This is a genomic window from Mucilaginibacter lappiensis (genome assembly GCF_900155965.1).
Taxonomy (GTDB): Bacteria; Bacteroidota; Bacteroidia; order Sphingobacteriales; family Sphingobacteriaceae; genus Mucilaginibacter; species Mucilaginibacter lappiensis.
Map to the genome: position 1 here is coordinate 188,173 of NZ_FTMG01000002.1, position 24,067 is coordinate 212,239.

Here is a 24,067-nt window from a genome sequence, read left to right on the forward strand (position 1 = left end):
GATATGAGATATGAGATGTGAGATTGCCTTGCTTTTTTGTAATTAAAAATCTGTTAATAAGCTATTTAATTGATTGTTGCGATAGCAATAGTTTAAAAGGAATATCCCATACCTTTGCACAATGAAAATCTCATATCTCATATCTCATATCTCACATCTATTATGCGGATAATGGCTTTTGATTATGGTACCAAGCGTATAGGCATCGCAGTAACCGACCCTTTACAGATCATCGCTACCGGACTGGACACCATACATCCGCAGTATATTGTAGATTACCTGAAAACCTATCTGCAAGCCGAGCAGGTGGAGCGCTTTATTGTAGGCGAACCTAAGCAGATGGATAACACCCCATCCCAATCGGCTGTATATGTAAAGGGGTTTGTGACTATACTCAGAAAAAACTTTCCCGAGATACCCATCGAAATGCTCGACGAGCGCTTCACCTCCAAAATGGCATCAGCCACTATTGCCCAAAGCGGCATGGGTAAAAAGGCCCGTCAAAATAAAGAACTGGTTGATACCATATCGGCCGTGATATTGCTGCAAAGCTACATGGACCGCAGATTATTTTGATTGCGTTGATTTCGCTGATGCTTTGATTTTTTTAGATGATTTTAATCACTGATATCTTGCGGGCGATCAGTGATTTTTATTTGATGATTGTTGTTTAGCTAATTTGTATTCGTTAGTGATGCGTTTAAACTCAAGGCTTTTTGAGCCAAAGTTAAGGAGCAAGCCGGTTTCCAGCCTGTAGGCTTCCAGATAATTTATTACTTGTGCTAAATGTGCGTCCTCTAATTTTGATGTTGCTTTAATCTCTACCATAACTATATCGGCTATCAAAAAATCTACACGCCTTTTGCCAACTTCAATTCCTTCGTAGTATATCATCATTTCAAGTTCTCGGGTAAATGCTAAGCCTTGTTTTTCCATTTCAATAGCCAAAGCTCGCTGATAAATCACTTCCTGAAAACCACTCCCTAACGCACTATGAACTTTCATTGCGCAACCTATTATTTTTCCTGTCAGATCGGAGTATTTATAGGAATTATTTACTATTTCTTTCATTAATATAGGGTTATAGGTTTTGTTTAATAAAGCTATAAAAACCACATAAATAAGAGAAATATCAATACAAAAGAATCAACGAAATCAGCTCAATAAATCAAAATCAGCGGTTCTGACAATTGATTAGTCAAATAAAATCAATTAATAATCAGCTGTTTACAACAAAAATCAACGAAATCAACGGAATCAAACCCATCAACGGTTTATCTTTGCGCCATGGATATTCTACCCCATGACCTACAGGCATACTTAGATGACCATTGCGACCCCGAGCCCGCAGCGTTGCAAAAGCTCAACCGGGAAACGCATTTAAAAGTGCTCCGTCCGCATATGCTGTCGGGTCATTATCAGGGCCGTTTGCTCAGTTTTTTGAGCAAAATGGTACAGCCCAAACTCATCCTAGAGATAGGCACTTTTACCGGATACTCTGCCATTTGCCTGGCGGAAGGCCTGGTGGAAGGCGGCATCCTCCATACCATTGAAGTAAACCGCGAAATGGAGGAAATCATCAATTCACACCTTAAATCAACAAATGTTGAAAACAAAATAAAGCTGCATTTCGGCCAGGCAGAGGCCATTATTGCTGATTTAGAGGAAGATAATTTCGACCTGGTGTTTATTGATGCAGATAAAAAGAATAATTTTACTTACTTTCAAATGACTTTTGACAAGGTCAGGTCCGGAGGATTAATAATAATTGATAATGTTTTGTGGAAAGGAAAGGTGTACGGTGACGAAAAAGATACCGATACCGAGAACATCCGCAAACTAAATGACCAGATAACTGTTGACCCCAGGGTAGAAAAACTAATCCTGCCGGTACGCGATGGGCTGCTGGTTATCAGAAAAAAATAAATTATGAAGAAAATCTTACTGATTACATCATTGTTGATCTCAACATTAGCTGCTTCAGCACAGAAAAATACCTCAAGTTCTTACATTGAAAAGTTCAGAGATGATGCCATCCGCATCATGCACGAAACAGGGATACCCGCAAGCATCGTTTTAGGTGTAGCCATGCACGAATCGGCCTGCGGTAACAGCACCCTGGCGCAACACCTAAACAACCAGTTTGGTGTAAAAGGCGGCGGTGGCGCGGTTTTTTACAAAGGGCATAAAAAAGTACATACAGCCTATAAAAAATACGATTCGGTAATGGACTCCTTCCAGGATTTTGCCCGGATCATGACCGAGCGTAAACAATTCAGCCACTTGGCGGATGCGCTTACCCATTATGATTACCTGGGCTGGGCCAAAGGCATACAACGCAGCGGTTATGCCGGCAGTCGTAAATGGGCCTCACAGGTGTTGGGCATCATTAAAAAATATGATCTGCATGATCTGGATGAGAAACCAGAAGATCAGCCCAAGGCGACCGATAAGCCCCAATTAGCAGAAACAAATTAATAATTAAAGTGCCAGGAAATTAGAGTCAAGAATAAAGAAAAAATCTTTGCTGGTTGTTGGTATGCCGAAACATTTCCTGATTTTTTTCAGATGAATATTCAACATTTAGCTATTTTCTTACATCTTGCTTCTCGATTCTTGATTCACATTTGTAATTTGGCATATTTAAACCCATGTACTAAGGTTTAACCGTATGCAAAAACAAATCTATCTACTACTCATAGCGGGTATTTGCCTGGCGTCCTGCTCGGCCAAAAAGAAAACTATCTCCAACAGGCAGGTTCGGCAGAATAATAATACCATCAAAAAACAGAATCAGGATGCTATTACTAACTATCAGTCATATACATCCCTGTCCTATATCGACCGGTTTAAAGGCATAGCCATACAGGAAATGAACCAATATGGCATCCCGGCAAGTATTACCCTGGCGCAGGGTTTATTTGAATCGGGCAGCGGCAACAGCGACCTGGCCAAGGTTGCCAACAACCACTTTGGTATTAAATGTACCAGCGAGTGGAGGGGAAAAAGTTATTATAAAGATGATGACAGCCATAACGAGTGTTTCCGTGTGTATGACAATCCCGATGATTCCTACCGCGATCACTCCGCTTTCCTGAAACGTAAAAACTATGCCCGCCTGTTTGAGCTGGATAAAAACGATTACGAAGGTTGGGCTCGCGGACTAAAACAATGCGGTTACGCCACAAACCCGAAATATCCAGACCTCCTGATCAATATTATTGTACGCTACCATCTTGATCAGTATGATCGCCCGGAAGGAGAAATTGCCAAGATTAAACGGGAAGACCGTGTGCTGACGCAGATCAACAATAATATTGGCAAAGCCGATACCGATACGATTGCCAAAACCAAACCCGACGATAAAATATATACCGTTAAACAAGGCGATACACTATACAACATATCCAAACGTTTTGGAATAACAGTTGATGAGTTAAAGGGGCTAAACAATATTGTTGATGACCACATTGCCATTGGCCAGAAGCTGGTGGTGGTGAAGTAGCTGGGAAGTATCAAGTAGTTAGTATCAAGTATCACGCCTTTTAAAATTACATCTGTAGCCTGCCAGAAATCATGATACTTGATACTAACTACTTGATACCATCAAAAAGCTGTTAATTGTTGTTAAATAATATGACCAGACACGGCCGAACGCTTATTTTTGGCGCTGCAATGAAAATATGGCTGCTAATGTTTTTATGTACGTTATCTGCAACGGTTTTTGCACAACAAAAAACCGTTGACGGTATTGTATTTGATAAAGACAGCAAAGGCCGTATTGCCAAAGTGAATGTGCAGAATGCCACAACGGGCAAGTCTGTTTATAATACCTTTAAGGGCGAGTTTAATATTGAGGCCAAACCCGGCGACGTACTTATTTTTACCAAGCCCGATCATTACGCCGATACCCTGCAATTACAAAACAATGCCTCACTGGCTGTTTACATGAAACGCTCGGCTATACAGCTGAAAGAGGTTTTTGTGCGCGACACGATGCTCAATCCACAAAAACTACTGGAAGCAACTAAAAGAGACTACACTAAAATTTACGGATCTCTGGATAATCACGATCTGCTTACGGTTGCGCCGGGTATGGGAGCTGGCATAGGTATTGATGCTTTGTGGAACTCATTAAGTCGTAGTGGCCGTAATGCCGAAAAGCTACGCGGCATTATTGAACGGGATTACAAACAAAATGTAATCGACTTTAGGTTTAACCGTACTTATGTAGGCAACATTACCCAATTAAAAGACCAGCAGCTAACTGATTTTATGCAGCGTTACCGCCCTGGTTATTACCTGGTGACCACTGCCAGCGATTATGAGTTTATTGCCTCCATCAAATCAAACCTAAGGCGCTTTTTACGCTCACCCCGGGCGTTTGCTTTGCCTCAGCTGATTACGCCAAAGCCGCAGGATCTGGCCAATTAATTTGCCGTTTCTGGCAGATCAATATCATCATATATTAAATAGCTATTTCTGAAATTTTATGGCTCATTCACAACAATTTTTGATGTACGGCGGCCATCAACAGCTCGGCAGTGTTTTTTACTTCAAACTTTTGCAGCAGATTTTTTCGGTGAGTATCAACCGTTAGTGGGCTCAGGAACAGTTCGGTGGCAATGGCTGCTGTGGTTTTGCCCTGGGCCAGTAGCTGCAAAATCTGTTTTTCTCTTTTGGTAACGGAAGCCACTTCGTTAAGTCCGGCTTTTGACGGACGGCCCATAATCTCCTTGGCCTCTCTGCTAAAAGTGATCAGGCCATGCAGCGCTTCCTGTATACAGGTCAGTAATTCATCGGGCGATACATTTTTTAATAAATAGCCGCTGGCCCCGCTTTGCAGCATTTGCAGCATCATGCTCCGTTCGGTTTGATTGCTGAGGCCCAGCACAATAGTTTTAGGCGAAATTTTCTTGATCTCTTTACACAATTCAATACCATTAGCATCGGGTAAGCTAATATCCAGAAATACCAGGTTTACCTCGTTCTGACTCAAAAAAGAAATAAACTCCCGCCCTTTTGTAAAGCTTACTGAGGTATAAATAGCCGTTTCGGATTTTAATAATGATTTTAAACCTTCAATCACCATAGGATGATCGTCGACAATGGCGAGTATGATCTTATCCTGCTGCATTCAATTCAATGTTAATGATGGTACCCTCGTTGATCACCGATTCTATATCCATTTTTCCTTTCATATAATCTACCCGGTTTTTAATGTTGCTAAACCCTATTCCCTCTGCCTTTAAACCGGCTACGGTATCAAATCCAATCCCGTTATCTTCTATGGTTATTAAAAAGATCTCGGCATTTTGGCTGCATTGTAATACAATTTTGCTGGCTCTGGCATGCCGTACCGCGTTTGATAAAAGCTCCTGTACAATACGATAAATATTGGCCTGGATAACCGCCGTCATATCTTTCCGGATATCATATGCCTGAAATTTAATCTGTGTCTGATCGCTCATTAACGATTCGCACAGATCGCGCAGTGCGGTTTCCAGGCCCAGACGCAATAAGCTTTCGGGCATCATGTTACGGGCAATGCGCCGCAGTTCTGTTACCGAATGGTCCAATTGCTGTATCACCCCGTCAAGTTCCTGGTGCCCACCGGCCTTAGCCTGCCCCGAAAGTTTTATTTTGATGCCAGAAAGCATGCCCCCCAAACCATCATGCAGATCCCTTGCTACCCGCTGCCGCTCCTGCTCTTCGCCGGTGAGCATGGCTTGTGTAAATTGGAGTTTTTGCCGCTGCTCAATATCTTTAAGCTGTTGCTGATAATTTAACTCTTTTTGTTGCGCCAGTTTTTTGCTGTTGCGATAATAAAAAACGAGGGAAGCCAGGATAACCAGCAGCATAATACTGGCTATACCCAATAACCAGTTGGTGAATACTGCTTTTTGCCTGCCAGCTTCCAGTTCCGTAATTTTTTTCTGTTTTTGGGCGGTCTGGTATTTTATTTCCAGCGAGTTTATTTTGGTTTCCAGGGTACTGTGGGAAATACTATCGCTCAATGCGCTATATCGTTTCATCCAATCGTAAGCGCCGGCCTTGTCTTTTAACTCTTCATCCGTTAAAGCCAGGCAGTAAAACAACTGCGATCTGTTGGCGGCCATGTTCATGAATGGCTTACGATGGGTAAGGTCAAGCGCCACATCCTTAGCCTGCTGAAAAGCTTTTTTATTATAAAGGGCATAAAATTTTTGCATCAGCAGCCGCTGCTCCGGGTATTCCTGTTTTAGTTTTTGCGCCAGTTCAATGCCCTTGTCAATAACGCCGAGCGATTGATCAAACTGTCCGGCTATAGTAAGGCGCATGCCCTCGCCGGCATAGTAATCGAGCCAGTCATCAGCCTCGGGGTAAGGTGTTAGTAAAACCCGCATACTATCCAGCATAGCCGCGGCCTGTTTGGCCTTGCCCGACAAAGAGTAATTTTCAGACAAAGTATGATAGGCCGATGCCAGGTACTGAGGAGCTTCCGGTGCATTTTTTAATGTAGAAATGGCTTTAAACAAATAAACTTCGGCCTTTTTAAAGTTGCCTAAGTTTTTGAAAGCGAAAGCTACATCCAGATAAATTTTGCCGGTATATCCCAGGTCGCCGGCCTGTTGGGCCAATGGAAGGGCTTTATTCAGCAGGATATCTACGTAGGCTTCCGGGTTGTCATTTTTAAATTGCAGTAACCGGGCGTAATCGTGCCAGCCCTTGGCCCGTATTAAAAAAGCGTCGCGGGTATTATACTTTTTGAGCTCCTTCTCGGCTTCTAAATAGGTTTTTATTGCTGAATCTGGTCGTGCGCCCGGTAACACGCCTGCATTAAAAACCAGGGAAACAGATTGCAGATATTTATTATCCTTGCTGTATTGAAGCCCCAGGTGCAAATATTGCCGGGCTTTTACAGTGTCTTCAGACAGGATAAAATAGTCTGTTAAGCGGAAACAGCTCCTGGCTTTCGCGCTATCGGGTGCCGGTTTTTTTAAAGATAGCTGGATGCTATCGGCATAATGTTTTCCATTAAGAGGGAGCTGTGCCTTGCTGCCCAGGGCAATAGCCATAAAAATAATAAAGCTGTAATATATTTTCATATGGTATAAGCTGAGAACGATGGTAGATGCCGGCCCTTACCGGCCGAAATTAATGATCATGCTTTTTTATTCAAAAGTTGCCTCCAGGTATTTCCTTTTATGCAAAGTTGAATTATTTACAAAGTATTAAAAATACCTAACTATAGGTATAAAAAAATACCAAATATACCCGATTGATTGGTTTTGCCGCCAAACCTACTTTTGAGCCGCCTACTCCCTAACATGGCACCCGCCGGCAAAAAAGTGAAAACGCATTGGAGGAATGAAATATAAATAAGAACAAATAGTACAATCAGGAACAACAAGCATACCCGTATCGAATGATGTGGATGGGGAAGGATTTACCATAGTCGGGCGATTTTAAATATATAGCGAAGAAATAAAGAAGTAGCCTATCCTTATCAATAACAACATCTATATCTTAAAAAACCCCGGACGCGAGGCCCGGGGTTTTTTTATAAATCATAAAATATCCCGGCTGTTAGTGAATATGTGTATCTGCCAGGTTTAAAAAGGCATTATAAAATAGTTTGCAGCAGTCCACCGTCTGCGCGGAGCGCTGATCCGTTAGTGGCTGCAGATAATGGGCTTGACAAATAAACCACGAGGTTGGCCAATTCTGAGGGTGTTATAAACCGCTGGAGTAATGATGTTGGATTCATCGTTTTTGATAAATTATCCTTTACCTGCTCTACTTCGATATTGGCCGTCGCCGCAATTTGTTCAACAACCCCGGAAACGCCCTCTGAATAAGTGGGACCGCCTAAAATGGTATTCACTGTAACTGATGTGCCTTTGGTAAGCTCGGCAAGTCCGCGGGCTATGGATATCATCGCGGTTTTGGTCATGGCATAATGGATCATGTTACCAGGTATTTTTACAGCCGACTCACTACTGATAAAGATAACCCTGCCCTGCGTTTTTTCAATCATTTTTGGTAGCAGTGCTCTGGATAAGCGCACTCCGCTCATAACGTTTACTTCAAAAAACCTGAGCCAATCCTGATCCGTGATATCGGCAAATTGTTTCAGTTCAAAAATGCCCACATTATTAACCAAAATATCAATTTCAGGAAGCTGCGTTAGGAGTTTAGTGACCTCGTCTACATCCGCAAAGTTTGCAGTTATTCCGGAAACAACAGCTTCTGGAATAGCCAGTCTGAGTTTCTCGACGGCTGCGGCTACCTTTTCGTTGTTTCGGCCGTTAATAATTACATGGGCTCCTTCCTGAAGTAATTGTTTGGCTATGGCAAAACCAATTCCCTGTGTTGATCCGCTCACAAATGCGGTTTTTGATGTCAATTGTAAATTCATGATTGTTAATTGGTTTTTAATTTTGTGTTGATCAATACAAAAACAGATAAAAAAAATCAACGGATAATTTCAAGCTGCATTTCAATAAGTTCACTCAATTGCTGCTGATCGGGATACATGCGGCGGGTAACGTTTAAACCATTATAAAGATTAATAAGGTAACGGCCCAGGAGTGCGGGATTGGTTTGGTTTTTCAGTGTTCCGTTTTTTTGTGCTTTGGCAATGGTTTGAGTGTATAGTTGCTCTACATCCTTTAAAATAGCGATGTTTTCATTTTCCAATTCCGCGTCAAGCCCGGCCATTTCTACAATAGTATTGGCTATTAAGCAGCCTCTCCTATGTGTGTGTGTATCGGCATGGGCTAGGCTTCTAAAAAAACCTTTGATCAGATCAACAGGAGCATTGCTTTTTTCTACCTCGTATGCAAATTGTTTAAATGCCTGTCGCCGCTGATTTACAGCTTGCCTAAACAGTTCTTTCTTTCCGCCTTTAAACGCATTATAAAAACTTCCGCTACCCATGTTCATGGCTTCAAGTACATCTTCTAAAGATGTCGCAGTAAACCCTTTGGTCCAAAAAGCCTGTTGTGCCTTAATAACAACCTCTTCGTGTTTAAATGTATTTGGTCTCCCTCTCATGGCGTGTATGGTTAATTGTTTTATTTTGTGCTGATCGATACAAAAATACAAACAATTTTGAAACCGGGAAAATACATTCCAAAAATTGTTTTGCGGTTAGTAGCGCTGTTAATTCCTGGGTTTCGATTATAAACTACCACAAGCAGTGTTGCTTGCGGTAGCAGGGGTATTAAATTATTGTTTGATCAATTGGATATCGAAATGTAGTTTGATCTCGTCGCCTATCATTAAACCTCCGGTTTCGGTAAGCATGCTCCAGGTTAGGCCATAATTTTTACGGTTAATTTTTCCGTTTACCTCAAACCCAGCCCGGGTATCGCCATTGCGTCCTTTACCGGTACCGGTAAATTCTACATCCAGTACAATGGGTAGGGTGTTTTGGCGTATGGTTAAGTTACCTGTAAGTTCATACTTCCCGGATTGCTTTTGTAATAGGCCACTAAAAGTGATCTGGGGAAATTGAGGGGTATTAAAAAACTCTTCAGTTTTAAGATGGCCATCCCTGATCTCGTGGTTGGTGTCAATACTATCTGTGTCGATCTCCAAACTAATTTCTGCGTTGTCGAAATCCTCGTTGGGGCTGATTACATCTCCCTTAAATATTTTAAAAGTACCGGCAATATTTGATATAGCCAGGTGTTTTACCTTGAATTGTATCTCGGAGTGATCGGGGTCAATTGACCATGTTGATTTTGTGTGTTCCATTATCCTTATTTATTTGAACACAAAATTAAAACGCGGCCAGCCGGCACAAGATGAACCAGGTTATGAAATGAAGGGGGAAATATTGAACCAGGTTAAGCTTACTTTAATAACAACCGCTTACGGATCTTACTCAAAAACTCGGGTGTTATACCCAGGTAGGAGGCTATATGTTTTTGAGCGATGTATTGATCGATAGTAGGGAATTTTAATTGAAATTTTAAATATCGCTCCTCGGCAGTTAAAGAATAGCTTTCAATAAAGCGCAGTTGCTGCCTGATGAGTGATGTTTGAAAGCTGATGCGGAAATACCGTTCGAACTTGGGATATTTTTCAAATAACTGTTCCTGTGCCGACCGGGGTAGTAATAATAGTTCGCCATCGCTCAGGCCTTTGGTTGAATAAATGGTTCTGGGATCGGGGCTCAGGCTAAACAGATCGCCGCTCCACCAGCCCTGCGCGGCAAACTGAACCACATGATCGTCCCCCTCCTGGTCGGTATAATAACTCATGATGTACCCCGCGTTTACAAACATGATATACCGGGCAACATCACCGCTTTTTACAATCAGCTCGTCATGCCTGAAAGGTCTTGAAATTAAAACCGATTCCAGGTATGCGCGTTCATCCGCAGTTAACTGCACATGTTCGTTAATATTAGAAAGGATGATGGCGCTGTTCATTTGCTCTGATAAAAAAGCAAAGTAACCAAAATTTATGATTTGGTGCTACTTCCGCCACCGCAAACGGCACTTGGGATAGCGGGAAAACAAATGGATGTATTTACCACAACCAGGAAATCAGCAAAGCTACCAGGGCAGTGAAAGAGAAAGCTCCCCTGATCAAAATTAATTTTACCCAGGTGAGCTGCAGGCCCCGCCAATCAGAAACACCACCGGCAGGGTATTGATTGAATCGATTATTAATAGGGATGCTTCCTTTTAAGGCGATGAGTACATCCACCACAATGCATAGGGTTGCCACCAATGTACAAAGGAAAACCAGGCCGTTCATTTGCTGTCGCGACAACATTAATACGGTTATGCCTAAAGCCAGGGCGATGTAATAAAGGACCCTTAATCTGCCGGCTATGAAACTGTCCAATGCTTTCCGGTAATCGGCAAAAACGGGTACGGTGAGGTGCTTCATGGCTTCGGCGCAGCCAATAAAATAAAATATACCTTGAGAGGCAATGATGATGACAACTAATAATTGAAGAAGTCTGATTTTTTCTGTGTACATATTTTTATATTTAATAATGGTACAAAAGTCTTTATCTTCAATACCTTAAACCTTGATTGAAATCAAGAAATTCAGCTAATGACATTGATTATGGAACATGCACGCTTACGACAGCTGATTGCACAAGTGACGGAAATGAACGATGAAGCCTGGGAAGCATCCATTGATCGGTTTAAAATTAAACGCCTCAAAAAAAGGCAGTACTTTTTAAAACAGGGCGACGTTTGCCGGCAGGTGGGCTTTATTGTGTCTGGCTATACCCGCCTCTTTTATAGCCTTAAGGATGCTGAGGTGACCAAAGATTTTAATACAGAATATATGTTTTGCGGGTCATACGCCAGTTTTATAAGCAAAGCTCCCGCACATTTTAATGTTATTGCGATGGAGCCACTAACGCTGCTGGTGATTAACCGGGAAGATTTGCTCGATTTAACCGAGCGGTTCCCGTCCTGGCAAAAATTTTTACGCATTGCGATGGAGCAGCTTTTTATTAGCAAGGAAGACAGGGAAGCGCTTTTCCTGACCTGTACTCCCGATGAACGCTATGCAGACCTGGTTCACCATCATCAGGACTGGGTGAACAGGATTCCGTTAAAATACCTGGCATCTTATCTTGGCATGACACCGGAAACCTTAAGCCGGATCAGGGCTAAAAAAATATAAATTAAGTCCGCTATAAAACATTCAACTGGCATTCAGCCACATTGCACGTGTTACCTGCCTTATCAGCTCCACAGAGTTTTTAACCTCCATTTTTTCGAGCAGATGGCGCCTGTGTGTTTCAACCGTGTTGATGCTGATAAATAACTCTTGTGCAATACGTTTAGTTGAAAAGCCCTCTCCTATGAGTGTGAGCACTTCCATTTCTCTCTTCGTGAATTTTCTAACTTTTTCTATATACATGACGACTGTTTATTTAATGGGATAAAATTCCAGAAGTTTACCATCGCAAACCTTGATTGAAATCAAGAATTTTATACAGGCAGGGCTCCTTCTGGGCCCTTTTACCTTTCTTTTTGCGATGGCCCAGGGCCCCTTCACCAATTCCTCACCCGAGGCCGCGATCTTCACTTTTTTAAAACCATCGCCTCAAATTTTTATTAATCTGTTATAAAAGGAGATTTTTTGCTTTAATTTGTTTACTATGTTTAAAACCCGACTTGTACTGCTATTCCTGGCATTAATAGCCCTGGGCATCAACGCCAAAGCACAACAAACCGACTCCCTGAAGCACGACACTGTTAAAATTGATACCGCCCAGATCAACAAACTCCGGATAGATTCCCGTAAAAATGCCATCCCAACCCGTATAAGGCCGGTACAACTGCAAAGGGAACAGGTGCCGTTAACTATGCTGGATTACAAGGTAAACTACTGGAAAAAGTCCGTCACCTTTGGGTTAAACTTTAATCAATCGTCATTTACCAGCAATTACGCGGCGGGTGGTGTAAACGCAGTAGCGCTGGGCTCAAACTTTATTTACCATACGGAGTATAACAAGGCGCCGTTTAGTTATGTATCTGAATTGAACCTGCAATACGGTGTATCCAAAAATAAAGGTCAAGGCAAACGCAAAACCAACGACCGTATTTACTTTGACAACAAGGTGGCTTCGCAATTATCCAAGCATTGGTACGTGTTCGGGTCGTTAACGTTTGAGTCGCAATTTGATAAAGGCTATAATTACGTTGACTTGGGTAACGGCAAGTTTGAACAGGATTATATTTCCAATTTCATGTCGCCGGGTTATTTAACCGAATCATTCGGTTTTGAATATAAGCCTACCGGGTATTTTGATTTACGCATAGGTACCGGTACAGCGCGTCAAACGTTTGTTTTAGATGACTCCATTCATAAAAAACAACCTGACAATTACGGTGTACCAATAGGCCATACCATAAAAAACGACCTGGCCTTTCAAATGGTGGCCTTGTTTGATAAGGATATAGCGAAAAACATCCACCTCAACACCCGGTACGCCTTATTTATACCCTACGGACAGGATCTTAAATATATTACGCATCGTGTTGATATGGTTTTATCAGCCAGGGTTAACCGGTTAATCAATGTCAGTCTTAACGGTACCCTGCTTTATGATAAACATACATCGAAAGATGCCCAGGCTACGGAGGGTCTGGCGCTGGGCGTGTTGTATAAATTCCCGTAAGGTTAGTGAAACTTATTTTTGAGTCCCCGGCGAATAGCCATGATATTGTTTAAATGCCCTTATAAAAGAAGCATCAGAGAGGTAGCCCGTAATAGCGGCTGCCTCTCCTACTGTTATACAGCCGCCACGTATCAGCGTTAAAGCATGGTTCATGCGCAGGCTTTGCACATAGCCGAAAACCGTGCTGCCAAACAGTTTTTTAAAGCCGCTCTTCAACTTAAATTCATTCAGCAAAAAATCGCGCGACAGGCTTCGGAGGCTCATGTCATCCAGGTAATGGATGCTCAAATGGTCCTTAAGGCCATGCAGCTTTTCTACATCTGCCGGATTAATGGAGGCTTGTATACGGTTTTCATACTGGCCCGAAAGCGTGAGCAACGTAAGCTCGGTAATTTTAGTTTTGATATAAGCGTTACGCAGGGAATCGGCTACGGGCGGCGCGGTAAGCAGGTCCAGTGCGGAGCTTTGCAGGTAGCTTGTTTTTTTATTATCCGGGAACAGGACAAAGGATCGTGCGCTGCGGCTTTGCTGCAACAAGCCATCGTAAGTCTCGCCACAGGTTAATAGGATATCATTAAAAAACGCCGGCTTTAAGCCAATACAAACATACTCGTACTGTTTTTGCTTCGGAAAAACAAAGGAGCTTACCGGGTTAACACAATTAAGCAAATTAAACTGACCCCGGTTCATGGACGAAGTGGTATCGAAACCGGAAATAAGCGCATCTGAACTGCCATGCAGCTGAAAATGGATGCTTACATGGGTGGCATCTTGCATATTGTTGATGCGTAATCCATCCTCAAAGCTTGCCCCAAATCGCAGGATACTAAAATCATCGGCTTTAAGGCCTTGGGCATAGCAGTCAAAGCGGTTAGGTACGCTGCCGGTTGCATACGTGGCCTCAAAGGATGTACTGAACTCCCTTTTTAACAGCCTGGTAAACTCAATCCCTTCTAACTGGTACATAATCCGTTTATGCTAATTAAAAATCCGTTTGGGCATATTGTAAACGGCTCTAAACCGGCAATTTGCGACCATGAATAATATCTGCAAATATAAGGTGAATATAGCCGGCTGGAAACGCGAGGTGCATTATAATTTCTTCCAGGGCTTTGCACAGCCATTTTTTGGCATCAGTACCGATATGGATGCTACGGCGGCTTACAACTATTGTAAACAACATGGACTGTCGTTTTTTCTGTTTTACCTGCACCGATCGCTGCTGGCAGCCAACCAGGTACCGGAGCTGCGGCAACGGATAGAGGACGGCGAAGTTTATGAATACGACACCATATCCGCATCGGTTACCGTATTGCGGCCCGATGATACTTTTGGCTTTGCCTACATGGATCATTACGAGGAGTTTGAACAATTTGCCCCGCCCGCCCGCGCCGCGGTCGACTATGAAAAAACTACCGACAGGCTGCAGTTACGCGACGGTTTTAACAGCCTCATCCATTATTCTATCCTGAAAGATATCCGCTTTACCAGTATGCAGCACGCGCAGCCTTTAGCCGGGGATGATAGTGTTCCCAAAATCGTGTTCGGCCAGTTTTACCGGCGGGACGGCCGGGTTTGGCTGCCCGTAGCCATCCACGTACACCATGCCCTTTGCGACGGGCGGCACGTAGGCCGCTTTGTGCATTACTTTCAGGAGCAGATGAACCGGGTGCCCGCCGTTAATATGAATGCATAATGCTATTTTAGCAGAGCAAAAACCAATATGCTATGTCTACTATGAAATTATTTATGCTGATGCTTGGTTGTACACCACCAGGGAGGCATACCGAGCAACACGATATGTTTTTTGGAATTGGGGAAACGGTAAAGGACCTTATTCCCCAAATTCAAGCTTTTTGGCCCGAAGCCCAGGAAAGGCTGCATGTAGATGCCTGGCGCGAAGTAAGCCTGGTTAACGGATACAGTGTGCGGGTAGTTGAACAGCCCGGTAACACGGATGCAGAGCTCCTGCGGCTGTTTTTTATAAACCTGGGCGGTTACCAGGAGGGTTTGTTTGATGAGCCGCATTTTAAGGTGCTCACCGTACAGCCCAACAAGTCAAAGGCTTTTGCGTATGCCAAGGATACGTCGTTTTATCGCCAGGTTCATTTTCCCGGTGCCGAATCGCATATTGATGATAAGTATGGATTGGATGTAGATGATCTGCATGAGATAGCGGATATTTTACCCGCCGCTCAGAAAGCTCAATACGCGTTGCATATTTCGCCCGGATCAGATAATGCCCCGGAGGACCAGATCCATTTGGGTTACTTTAAGTTGAATAAATTGCCCTGAGAAGACAAGAGAATACTATAAAAGAGTTGTCATTTCGAACGAGGAACGAGGAGAAATCTTCTGCGATTTGTAAGTGTCTGCATGATGTAGAAGATTTCTCTTTCGCTCAAGGCACCAGCCTTCCCGGGCTCTATCGAAATGACAATCTGTGGTTATATTACAAAGCCGCCAGTTTCAACTCCCCTTCGGCAACAATGGCATCCTTGAGCTGAATAAGAAAATCGTTAAAGTTTACATGCTTGTCCATCATATAAAGCATTTCCTTTTCAATATCCAGCCAGGTGTTGATGTCAGCTTCGTTGTGTTGCACCTGAGCTTCCAGTTTATCTAAAGCGTTGGCCACTTTGGCTTCGTCGGTGGCTTTGGCTTCAAACTCGTGCCACAGGTGATAAAAATCTTCGCCCACTTCATTGTCCAGTTGCTTGCGGATATCCTCAATGGCGCGGGTTTCGTTTTCAATCTTCAGCTTTTTAATATCTTCATTAAAAGTATCAAAAGCGGGTACATCACCCACCAAAGCTTCAATAATGTCATGAATGATGATCATTTTCAGGATCCTGGTCGAATCAATTTTGATGCCCAGATGCGGTTCAATCAGCAGGTACATGATCGATACGCGCCAGGTATGTTCGGCCACGCTTTCCCGCCTGCCATCAGACAGCCAGCTATGGCGGGTTAATCTTTTCAAATTTTCGGCAACATGCAAAAACTGCAAAATTTTGTTGATCTCGGTTTTCATGGGGTTGTTGTAGTTGATCAATAAAAATAGGGATTAATTTGAAAATGCAAATGTTAACCTATCCTGCGGCCGACTCACCCAGGCTTTGCTTCGCTCGCCATCCCTCTCTTCACCTGCGGCAGAAAGAGGGGTTTTCTTTTTGTCATCCTGAGCAGTAACGAAAGATATTTTTTAGTATGTTCCTGCCCTCTCTTCGGCTTGCCGGAAAGAAGGCCGTCCAGCGAAGCGCCGCTGCGTTTAAGTCACCCCTTAAGCCAAATAATTTCCGTATATTTGATATACATCAACAGCCTGGTTCCCGATCAACGGAAACCGGGCTGTTCTGTTAAAGAGAAAAAGGGGCGAAAAACCAACCGTTTGGTATGTATTTATTTGACAATCAATAAATTAATACTTTTTAAAGTTTCAAAAACTGCTCAAAACAGCACTGGAATTTGTTAAAAAGTGTTAAAACGAAGATTTTTCAACAGATTTTGACCTGTTTTTACCCTGTTTTCGGCCAAAAAAGTGTTAAAATTGGGGGTTTAAAAAGTTTTTGTAGGCTGGATGTAAAAGCTCTTTTCAAAATGCATGGCCATCGCCAAAATAATTCAACGGATATATTTCAAAATCATACCTTTGTAACCTTTAAAGATTAAAAGTACTTTATAATAATGTTTGAAAATCTTTCGGATAAACTCGACAGGGCGTTCAAGGTCCTGAAGGGTCAGGGAACTATTACTGAGATAAACGTGGCCGAAACCATGAAGGAGATACGCAAAGCCCTTCTGGATGCCGACGTTAACTATAAAACCGCCAAAGCCTTTACCGATGATGTAAGGCAAAAAGCATTAGGTCAGAATGTATTAACAGCTGTTTCGCCAGGACAATTGCTTACCAAGCTCATGAACGATGAGTTGGCCGAGCTGATGGGTGGTACTACTGCCGAGCTTACTTTCCCGGCTACGCCAACCATCATCCTCATTGCGGGTTTGAATGGTGCGGGTAAAACAACTTTTACCGGCAAGCTGGCCAACTACTTAAAAACACAGAAAAACAAGAAGCCATTACTGGTTGCCGATGATATTTACCGTCCCGCGGCTATTGACCAGCTGGAAGTATTGGGTCAGCAGATAGGTATACCGGTTTACGCCAACCGTGACTCCAAAGATCCTATTGCTATTGCCCGTGAGGGTATTGCGCTGGCAAAACAGAACGGACATAACGTGGTGATCATTGATACCGCCGGTCGTTTAGCTATTGACGAGGCCATGATGGTGGAGATTGAGCAGGTAAAAGCAGCGGTTAATCCGCATGAGATCCTGTTTGTGGTGGATTCGATGACCGGTCAGGACGCTGTGAACACCGCCAAAACATTCAATGACCGTTTGGATTTTACCGGTGTGGTTTTAACCAAGCTGGATGGTGATACCCGTGGTGGTGCCGCCCTATCGATCAAATCGGTAGTCAACAAGCCGATCAAATTTATCGGTACCGGCGAAAAAATGGAAGCACTAGATGTTTTCCACCCCGATCGTATGGCCTCCCGTATCCTGGGCATGGGCGACGTGGTTTCCCTGGTAGAGCGAGCACAGCAGCAGTTTGACGAGAAAGAAGCTGCCGAACTGCAGAAGAAGATCCGCAAGAACAAATTTGATTTTAACGATTTTTACAGCCAGATACAGCAGATCAAAAAAATGGGTAACATGAAAGATCTGATGGGCATGATACCGGGCGTTGGCAAAATGATGAAGGATGTAGAGGTTGATGATAATGCTTTTAAAGCTATTGAAGCCATCATCCAATCCATGACCCCCTTTGAAAAAGGAAACCCTGAAACCATTAACCAAAGTCGCCGTACCCGTATAGCCAAAGGCTCCGGTACCGACCTGGCCGAGGTAAATCGCCTCATGAAGCAGTTTGACGACATGAAAAAGGTGATGAAACAAATGAGCAACCCGGCAGCCATGGCCAGCATGATGCGCCGTATGCCAAAGATGTAATTTATCCCCTACGTTTAGGGATCAAAAACCAGCAAAGCTTTTTGACTATGGTTAATAACTTTGCTGGTATATAGTTAATTCAAGAACTATATTTATACCATGAAAAAACCTGCCTTATTACTAATATTTATTTCTCTATTGTCACTGCATGCGTCCGCTCAAACAAAACAGATAACAAACAACGACTATGCTTTAGGTATAAAGGAGCGTTTCTATGTTCTAAAGTCAAACAAAGATTTTCGGGAAGGACAATATTTAGCCTATAACCAGACTGGAAACACAATATTTTGCCAAGGGTATTATAAAAACAACCAAAAAGATAGTCTCTGGACTTATTACTCCTTTGATGCTAAAGTGGCAGCGAAAGGCTATTATAAAGAGAATAAAAAAGTTGGGGTCTGGGATGCTTATAATTTTAAAGAAGAGTTACAGGTTCGGTACGATTACAGCACTAAGCAATTAATACTTTATAAGCCCAATAAGAATAACAGCGAAGACAGGCAGTTTAATGTAATAAATGATAAAGATACATTGAATGTCCAAATGGACCATTCTGCAGTATATTTAGATGGCGATGGGTTGATGATGAAACCCGCAGTGTTTAGATCGGTTAAATATCCCGCCGCCGCAAGAGAGCGCCATATTCAAGGGGTTGTTTTAATCGCAGTTACAATTGATACAGAATGTAAAATAACGAATTACAGGATAAAAAACTCGGTTGGGTTTGGATGTGATGAAGAAGCATTGAGGGCAGTAAAACAAATCACGGGTGATTGGATACCTGGAGTGTATCAGGGAAAATCAGTTATTTCTGAATATGATATTCCTTTTAGCTTTACTTTGGCAAATGATTAATCCAAACAAGAGAAGGAGATAATAATAGCCTCAAATTGTCCAATCCTTACAGGAATATAGCTAATGTTTAGGGTTGCTTTATTGTGGAGCTTTGCTCCATTAAATAAAACAACCATGAATACTACAACAGCATATAAAGAGCCGCTACAGGTTGCTATCATTGGCGCCGGTTTAGGAGGTCTCTGCCTGGTTCAGGGCTTAAAGAAAAACGGGATTGCTTTCCAGATTTTTGAAAAAGATTCCGCAGCCAATAGCCGCACACAGGGATACCGGATCCGTATTGATAAAACCGGGCAGGATGCGCTTGCCGCTTGTCTGTCTGAACGTTTATATACTTTATTTTCCGAAACCGTAGTCCCATCAGTCGGAGTGCGTACATTAAATGCACAGTTAGAATTGCTTACCGATAAATGGGTTGATTCCTGGGAGGATGGAGAAGCCAATGCGCAGCCCGATCTGAAAGCCAACCGTTTAACCATGCGCGAAATACTATTGCTTGGCTTAAACAAACAGGTGCATTTTAATAAAAAATTTGTGAGCTATGAAAAACAGCCCGATGGCCGGGTTTGCGTACATTTTGAAGATGGAACCTCATTTGCTGCTGATGTGCTTGTAGCCGCTGATGGCGTAAACTCCCGCCTGGGTGCACAGCGGTTTCCTGCTCAGGAACTGGTAGATACCGGCAGTGTTTGCGTGTATGGAAAAACCTTTTATACCGAGCAGGCAAAAAAACAGGTCGATCCGGTGTTACAAACGGATACTTCCGTTATTTTTGAAAACGAAATAGCGATGATTGCCGATGCCATGCAGTTTAAATCAACCTTTGTAAAGGCTGGCGAACAATACGGACCAGATGCCGGGCTTACCTATACAGAGGACTATATGTATTGGGCGCTCATTGGTAACCGCGGCCGCTTTGGCCTGGATAATGAACAGGTTTTAACATTTGCCTCCGGCGAGCTTTTTGATTGTCTTAAACAGGTAACATCGACATGGGCTCCTACACTTAAGGCGCTTTTTGAATCGGCAAACCCGGAGTCGCTGACTATAGTACCCGTAAAAACGTCGTTACCTAAAGATGCCTGGAAAAGCGATCATATAACTGCCCTGGGCGATTCAATACATGCGATGAGTCCGGCTGGGGGCCTTGGCGCCAATACCGCGCTTTATGATGCCGCCCTGCTTACAGCCTGCTTCACCAAAGTTGCTGCCGGGGATATAGAGCTACTTGATGCAATAGCGCAGTATGAAGAAAAAATGCGGGAGTACAGCTGTAACGCGATCAACGCTTCGCAGCAAGGAGGTAAAAAGCTCTATAAGCAATCAGCAGATTAAATAGGATTGCTGCTTTTAGGGAGCATCATTTTTAAATATAAATGGGGAGGTGATTGGCCGCTTTTTTATTTTAGTTTTGTGTAATACGATGCTATCCTCCATTTAATATATATGCGTAAAACGATACTATCTTCGGCCCTTTTAATTTTAAGCATGGCAGTTAAAGCACAAGTTCCCGGTGCTGTTATTGATGTGCAGCATTACATCTTTGCGCTGCAGTTAACAGATGCAGATAATAACATCAAAGGGCAGGCTACTGTAGGAGTCAAATTTTTGAAAAATGCAGATGCATTCAACCTCGACCTGGTTAAAAAGAATGTTGAAGGCAAAGGGATGCTGGTATCCGCCGTTACGGAAAATGGGAAAAATCTTCGGTTTGTACAGGATAGCGGAGCAGTTAAAATATATACGAACGCTAAAACAGGGAGTATGCACAGCTACAAAGTAAGCTATGCGGGTGTTCCTGCCGATGGGTTGATCATATCTACCAATAACTTTGGTCATCGTACCTTTTTTGGGGATAATTGGCCAAACCGGGCCCATAACTGGCTGCCCTGCGTAGATGCCCCGGCTGATAAAGCCTCAGTTGATTTTGTGGTCACCGCGCCTGATCATTACCAGGTAGTATCCAACGGTTTAAAAATAAAAGAGCAACAATTGCCCAACCACTTGAAATTAACACACTGGCACGAGGCTGTTGTTGTACCTACTAAAGTAATGGTGATAGGTGTAGCCGCCTTTGCTATTGATCATCCCGGCGATGCAGGCAATATCCCCGTATATACTTATGTATTCCCCGAGAGTAAGGAGGCGGGTTTTAAAAGCTATGCGGTAGCTAAAGATATACTGCCGTTCTTCATCAAAAATGTTGGTCCGTACAGTTATGAAAAGCTGGCCAATGTGCAGTCAAAAACCATATTTGGCGGTATGGAAAACGCCAGCGCCATATTTTACTTTGAAGAATCGGTAACGTCGCCGGGTATAGAGGAGCTAATGGCGCACGAAATTGCCCACCAATGGTTTGGTGATGGCGCCAGCGAAAAAAGTTTCTGGCACCTGTGGCTCAGCGAAGGTTTTGCCACCTATATGACCAACCTGTACCTGGAAAACAAATACGGCGCTGATACACTGAAAAAACGCATGCTGGCCGATCGTAAAAAGGTGCTGGAGTTTGAAAAAAAGCGCCTCACCCCAGTGGTCGATAGCGCAGTGAAAAGCGACTATATGCAGCTACTTAACGCCAACAGTTACGAAAAAGGAAGCTGGGTATTACACATGCTCCGGCGGAAGCTAGGTGACGACCTATTTTGGAAAGGTATACAAAACTACTATGCCAAATATCGCGGCAGCAACGCTAACACCGACGATCTGCGCCGAGAAATGGAACAAGCTAGCGGTCAGGATCTAAAACCATTTTTTAACCAATGGCTTCGCAAAGCCGGGCACCCCGATCTGAACATCGGCTGGCATTATGATGCGGACAAAGGTTCGGTTAACATCAGTGTTGAACAAAAGCAAGATAATTTATATGAGTTCCCGTTAGAGATAGCTATTAATGGCGAATTAGTTCACATAGAGGTAAAAGATAAAACCACTTCGGCTCAAATTCTGGTAAAAACAAAACCCGAAACGATCCTGGTTGATCCCGACGTAAATGTTCTGGACTCATTTAATATCGCGGCTCAATAGGGTTGATATTGAAAACAAAAAGTTTATCCTTACCCTTGATTTATAAGAATTTATAATTATCATTGTGTTAAACAAACACAATGATAATTATAGAAAAGATCTTGTTTTAAACAGGCCGATTCTGTTGTCCGTCCCCTGCTTATCTGTAGTATCATTCCTGGTTGTTATTCGGGCATTCTATAAGCCCCATATCTATAAACCAATTATACTAAACCAGATATGTTATGAAAAAACGTTCCACATTTTGGGCTGTTTTAGCCTTATGCCTGTTGCCTGTTTACGGATGGTGCCAGGGCAGTAGCGATGCCATTTTAGCCGGAAAAGATATCGCGGTAACCAATACCGATAACGGACAGGTACGCGGATACATCCATAATGGCACATTTACCTATAAAGGCATTCCTTATGCAAAAGCACAGCGATTTATGGCACCCGAAAAGCCGGAATCATGGCCAGGAGTCCGGACATCACTAACCTATGGTGCGGTATGCCCCATCGATCCTACTACTACAGTAAATGACCTCCTGGAGTTTGGTTTTAATCACAACTGGGGTTATATGAATGAAGATTGCCTCAAACTAAATGTTTGGACACCGGGTATACATGATCAAAAGAAACGCCCGGTAATGGTTTGGCTGCATGGTGGTGGCTTTAGTGCCGGCTCGGCCATTGAGCTTCCTTCCTATGATGGCGAAAACCTGAGCAAAAAGGGCGATGTGGTGGTGGTATCCATCAATCATCGCCTAAATTTATTGGGCTTTTTGAACCTATCTGCCTATGGCGATAAGTATAAAGCCTCGGCCAACGCGGGGATGATGGATATTGTGGCTGCTCTGCAATGGGTAAAACAAAACATAGCCAGCTTTGGCGGCGATCCGGATAATGTAACCATCTTCGGCCAGTCGGGCGGTGGCGCCAAAGTAGGTACACTGATGAACGCCCCATCAGCAAAAGGCCTGTTTCAAAAAGCTATTGTGGAAAGCGGCAGCTATCGCAGCGATTTTATGCCGGCTGATGTTTCGAAACGCATTGGCGCGGCTGTGCTGGAGGTGTTGAAACTGCAACCTAACCAGGTAGATTCCTTGCAGACCATGTCCTATGAACGTTTGAGTGCAGCCTGTAAAAAAGCATTTATAAAAGTACAGCTGCAACTAAAGGCAGAGGGTAAACCCGTTGGTGGGTTCGGGTTAATGTGGGAGCCGAGTATTGATGGTAGCTTTTTGCCCTATAACATGACTGATCCGGCGGCTATAGAGCTCTCCAAAAATGTACCACTATTAGTAGGATCAACCAAAAATGAATTTATGGCCTCGCTCATCAACCCCACTATCGCAGGTTTTACCATGGATGAGGCTAAAGCCTACCTGCAAAAAAAATATGGCGATAAAACGGATACTTATATAGCCGAAGTTAAAAAAGCATACCCCAACACCGTAAAACCGGCCGACTATATTGATATCGACCTGACTACCTTTAGACCGGGAACGGTGCGGCAGGCAAATGCTAAATCGGCTGTAGTGGGCGGAGCCCCGGTTTACATGTACCAGTTTGCATGGCAATCGCCGGTGATGGATGGGATGTACAAGTCGGTACATTGCATGGATATTGCGTTCCAGTTTAATAATATCGGTCGTTGCGAAGAGTTTACCGGTGCAGGAAAAGAGGCTTACGCGCTGGCTGCTAAAATAAGCCAGGCCTGGATAAATTTCGCACGCACGGGTAACCCTAATGCAAAAGGATTACCTAATTGGCCAATGTATACGGAGAAAAATGGAGCTGCAATGGTATTCGATAACCAGCCAGAAGTAAAATATCACCATGACCAGATACTGCTACAAATGGCTGCAGCTAAATAGACGTTAATAATTTTACGGCATCGGTAAAGATTATTTGCAACAATTTCATTTTTGAGTGACGTGGGGTATTTATTTAATAAAAATGCAGGGTTGATAAAAAACATTTAATTTAACGCAATAAAATTCTGAAAAATTGCGTTATTTCGATATATAATATCACATAGCG

Annotated in this window: 25 protein-coding genes; 14 read left to right on the forward strand and 11 right to left on the reverse strand. The window is 43.1% G+C overall.

All coding sequences use genetic code 11. From position 1 onward, the window contains the following. The first annotated feature begins 162 nt into the window (after positions 1-162). On the forward strand, positions 163-576 hold the full coding sequence (ruvX, locus tag BW976_RS04955; protein WP_076371050.1) for a Holliday junction resolvase RuvX: 414 nt from the start codon (positions 163-165) through the stop codon (positions 574-576). A 66-nt stretch (positions 577-642) separates the two neighbouring features. Here the strand turns inward: ruvX and BW976_RS04960 are convergent, their stop codons facing one another. Continuing rightward, positions 643-1,071, reverse strand: a complete 429-nt coding sequence (locus tag BW976_RS04960; protein WP_076371843.1) for a GxxExxY protein — start codon at positions 1,069-1,071, stop codon at positions 643-645. A gap of 216 nt (positions 1,072-1,287) precedes the next feature. On the opposite strand from BW976_RS04960, the gene BW976_RS04965 reads away from it, so the two are divergent. From BW976_RS04965 to BW976_RS04980, 4 genes are all read left to right on the forward strand, one after another. Then, entirely contained in the window at positions 1,288-1,926 is a 639-nt protein-coding gene (locus BW976_RS04965; protein WP_076371052.1) for an O-methyltransferase, read from the forward strand. Positions 1,927-1,929: 3 nt separating this feature from the next. Further along, on the forward strand, positions 1,930-2,478 hold the full coding sequence (locus BW976_RS04970; RefSeq protein ID WP_076371054.1) for a glucosaminidase domain-containing protein: 549 nt from the start codon (positions 1,930-1,932) through the stop codon (positions 2,476-2,478). 193 nt (positions 2,479-2,671) lie between these two features. After that, positions 2,672-3,505 (forward strand): glucosaminidase domain-containing protein, encoded by an 834-nt coding sequence (locus tag BW976_RS04975; RefSeq protein ID WP_076371056.1) that lies wholly within the window; start codon positions 2,672-2,674, stop codon positions 3,503-3,505. Between the two features lie 131 nt (positions 3,506-3,636). After that, positions 3,637-4,434, forward strand: a complete 798-nt coding sequence (locus BW976_RS04980) for a hypothetical protein (RefSeq protein ID WP_084192071.1) — start codon at positions 3,637-3,639, stop codon at positions 4,432-4,434. Positions 4,435-4,501: 67 nt separating this feature from the next. Here the strand turns inward: BW976_RS04980 and BW976_RS04985 are convergent, their stop codons facing one another. From BW976_RS04985 to BW976_RS05015, 7 genes are all read right to left on the reverse strand, one after another. Continuing rightward, positions 4,502-5,137, reverse strand: coding sequence for a response regulator transcription factor (locus tag BW976_RS04985; protein ID WP_076371058.1), 636 nt, complete (start codon positions 5,135-5,137; stop codon positions 4,502-4,504). Beyond that, positions 5,124-7,088, reverse strand: a complete 1,965-nt coding sequence (locus BW976_RS04990; RefSeq protein WP_084192072.1) for a sensor histidine kinase — start codon at positions 7,086-7,088, stop codon at positions 5,124-5,126. Before BW976_RS04990 ends, BW976_RS04985 begins: the two co-directional genes overlap by 14 nt. 518 nt (positions 7,089-7,606) lie before the next feature. Beyond that, positions 7,607-8,401, reverse strand: a complete 795-nt coding sequence (locus tag BW976_RS04995; RefSeq protein ID WP_076371849.1) for an SDR family NAD(P)-dependent oxidoreductase — start codon at positions 8,399-8,401, stop codon at positions 7,607-7,609. A gap of 56 nt (positions 8,402-8,457) precedes the next feature. After that, on the reverse strand, positions 8,458-9,039 hold the full coding sequence (locus tag BW976_RS05000) for a TetR/AcrR family transcriptional regulator (protein ID WP_076371851.1): 582 nt from the start codon (positions 9,037-9,039) through the stop codon (positions 8,458-8,460). Positions 9,040-9,213: 174 nt separating this feature from the next. Beyond that, positions 9,214-9,744, reverse strand: a complete 531-nt coding sequence (locus tag BW976_RS05005; RefSeq protein WP_076371060.1) for a YceI family protein — start codon at positions 9,742-9,744, stop codon at positions 9,214-9,216. Positions 9,745-9,842: 98 nt separating this feature from the next. Then, positions 9,843-10,424 (reverse strand): Crp/Fnr family transcriptional regulator, encoded by a 582-nt coding sequence (locus BW976_RS05010; protein ID WP_076371062.1) that lies wholly within the window; start codon positions 10,422-10,424, stop codon positions 9,843-9,845. A gap of 100 nt (positions 10,425-10,524) precedes the next feature. Continuing rightward, on the reverse strand, positions 10,525-10,983 hold the full coding sequence (locus BW976_RS05015; protein ID WP_076371064.1) for a DUF1772 domain-containing protein: 459 nt from the start codon (positions 10,981-10,983) through the stop codon (positions 10,525-10,527). 90 nt (positions 10,984-11,073) lie between these two features. Between BW976_RS05015 and BW976_RS05020 the strand changes: the two genes are divergently transcribed. After that, complete coding sequence (locus BW976_RS05020; protein WP_175614046.1) at positions 11,074-11,646, forward strand: Crp/Fnr family transcriptional regulator; 573 nt, start codon at positions 11,074-11,076, stop codon at positions 11,644-11,646. 21 nt (positions 11,647-11,667) lie between these two features. Here the strand turns inward: BW976_RS05020 and BW976_RS05025 are convergent, their stop codons facing one another. Beyond that, positions 11,668-11,886, reverse strand: a complete 219-nt coding sequence (locus BW976_RS05025) for a response regulator transcription factor (protein ID WP_076371068.1) — start codon at positions 11,884-11,886, stop codon at positions 11,668-11,670. A 241-nt stretch (positions 11,887-12,127) separates the two neighbouring features. Here BW976_RS05025 and BW976_RS05030 point away from each other — a divergent pair, with 241 nt between their 5' ends. After that, positions 12,128-13,150 (forward strand): DUF3078 domain-containing protein, encoded by a 1,023-nt coding sequence (locus BW976_RS05030; RefSeq protein WP_076371070.1) that lies wholly within the window; start codon positions 12,128-12,130, stop codon positions 13,148-13,150. 12 nt (positions 13,151-13,162) lie between these two features. On the opposite strand, the gene BW976_RS05035 is transcribed toward BW976_RS05030, so the two are convergent. Then, positions 13,163-14,116 (reverse strand): helix-turn-helix transcriptional regulator, encoded by a 954-nt coding sequence (locus BW976_RS05035; RefSeq protein ID WP_076371072.1) that lies wholly within the window; start codon positions 14,114-14,116, stop codon positions 13,163-13,165. Positions 14,117-14,186: 70 nt separating this feature from the next. Between BW976_RS05035 and BW976_RS05040 the strand changes: the two genes are divergently transcribed. Both BW976_RS05040 and BW976_RS05045 read left to right on the forward strand, forming a co-directional pair. Next, the gene (locus BW976_RS05040) at positions 14,187-14,846 is read left to right on the forward strand and encodes a CatA-like O-acetyltransferase (RefSeq protein ID WP_076371074.1); all 660 of its coding nucleotides are present in this window, start codon (positions 14,187-14,189) and stop codon (positions 14,844-14,846) included. 32 nt (positions 14,847-14,878) lie between these two features. Continuing rightward, positions 14,879-15,445: a DUF1543 domain-containing protein gene (locus BW976_RS05045; RefSeq protein ID WP_076371076.1), complete on the forward strand. Its 567-nt coding sequence runs from the start codon at positions 14,879-14,881 to the stop codon at positions 15,443-15,445. Positions 15,446-15,602: 157 nt separating this feature from the next. Here the strand turns inward: BW976_RS05045 and BW976_RS05050 are convergent, their stop codons facing one another. Then, entirely contained in the window at positions 15,603-16,184 is a 582-nt protein-coding gene (locus BW976_RS05050) for an HD domain-containing protein (RefSeq protein ID WP_076371078.1), read from the reverse strand. Between the two features lie 653 nt (positions 16,185-16,837). On the opposite strand from BW976_RS05050, the gene ffh reads away from it, so the two are divergent. The 5 genes from ffh to BW976_RS05080 all read left to right on the forward strand — a co-directional run bounded on the left by ffh (position 16,838) and on the right by BW976_RS05080 (position 23,901). Then, positions 16,838-18,166, forward strand: coding sequence for a signal recognition particle protein (ffh, locus tag BW976_RS05060; protein ID WP_076371082.1), 1,329 nt, complete (start codon positions 16,838-16,840; stop codon positions 18,164-18,166). Between the two features lie 99 nt (positions 18,167-18,265). After that, positions 18,266-19,021: an energy transducer TonB gene (locus tag BW976_RS05065; protein WP_076371084.1), complete on the forward strand. Its 756-nt coding sequence runs from the start codon at positions 18,266-18,268 to the stop codon at positions 19,019-19,021. Between the two features lie 114 nt (positions 19,022-19,135). Next, entirely contained in the window at positions 19,136-20,356 is a 1,221-nt protein-coding gene (locus BW976_RS05070; RefSeq protein ID WP_076371086.1) for an FAD-dependent oxidoreductase, read from the forward strand. A gap of 111 nt (positions 20,357-20,467) precedes the next feature. Beyond that, positions 20,468-22,045, forward strand: coding sequence for a M1 family metallopeptidase (locus tag BW976_RS05075; protein ID WP_076371088.1), 1,578 nt, complete (start codon positions 20,468-20,470; stop codon positions 22,043-22,045). A gap of 224 nt (positions 22,046-22,269) precedes the next feature. Further along, on the forward strand, positions 22,270-23,901 hold the full coding sequence (locus BW976_RS05080) for a carboxylesterase/lipase family protein (protein WP_076371090.1): 1,632 nt from the start codon (positions 22,270-22,272) through the stop codon (positions 23,899-23,901). Positions 23,902-24,067: the final 166 nt, after the last annotated feature.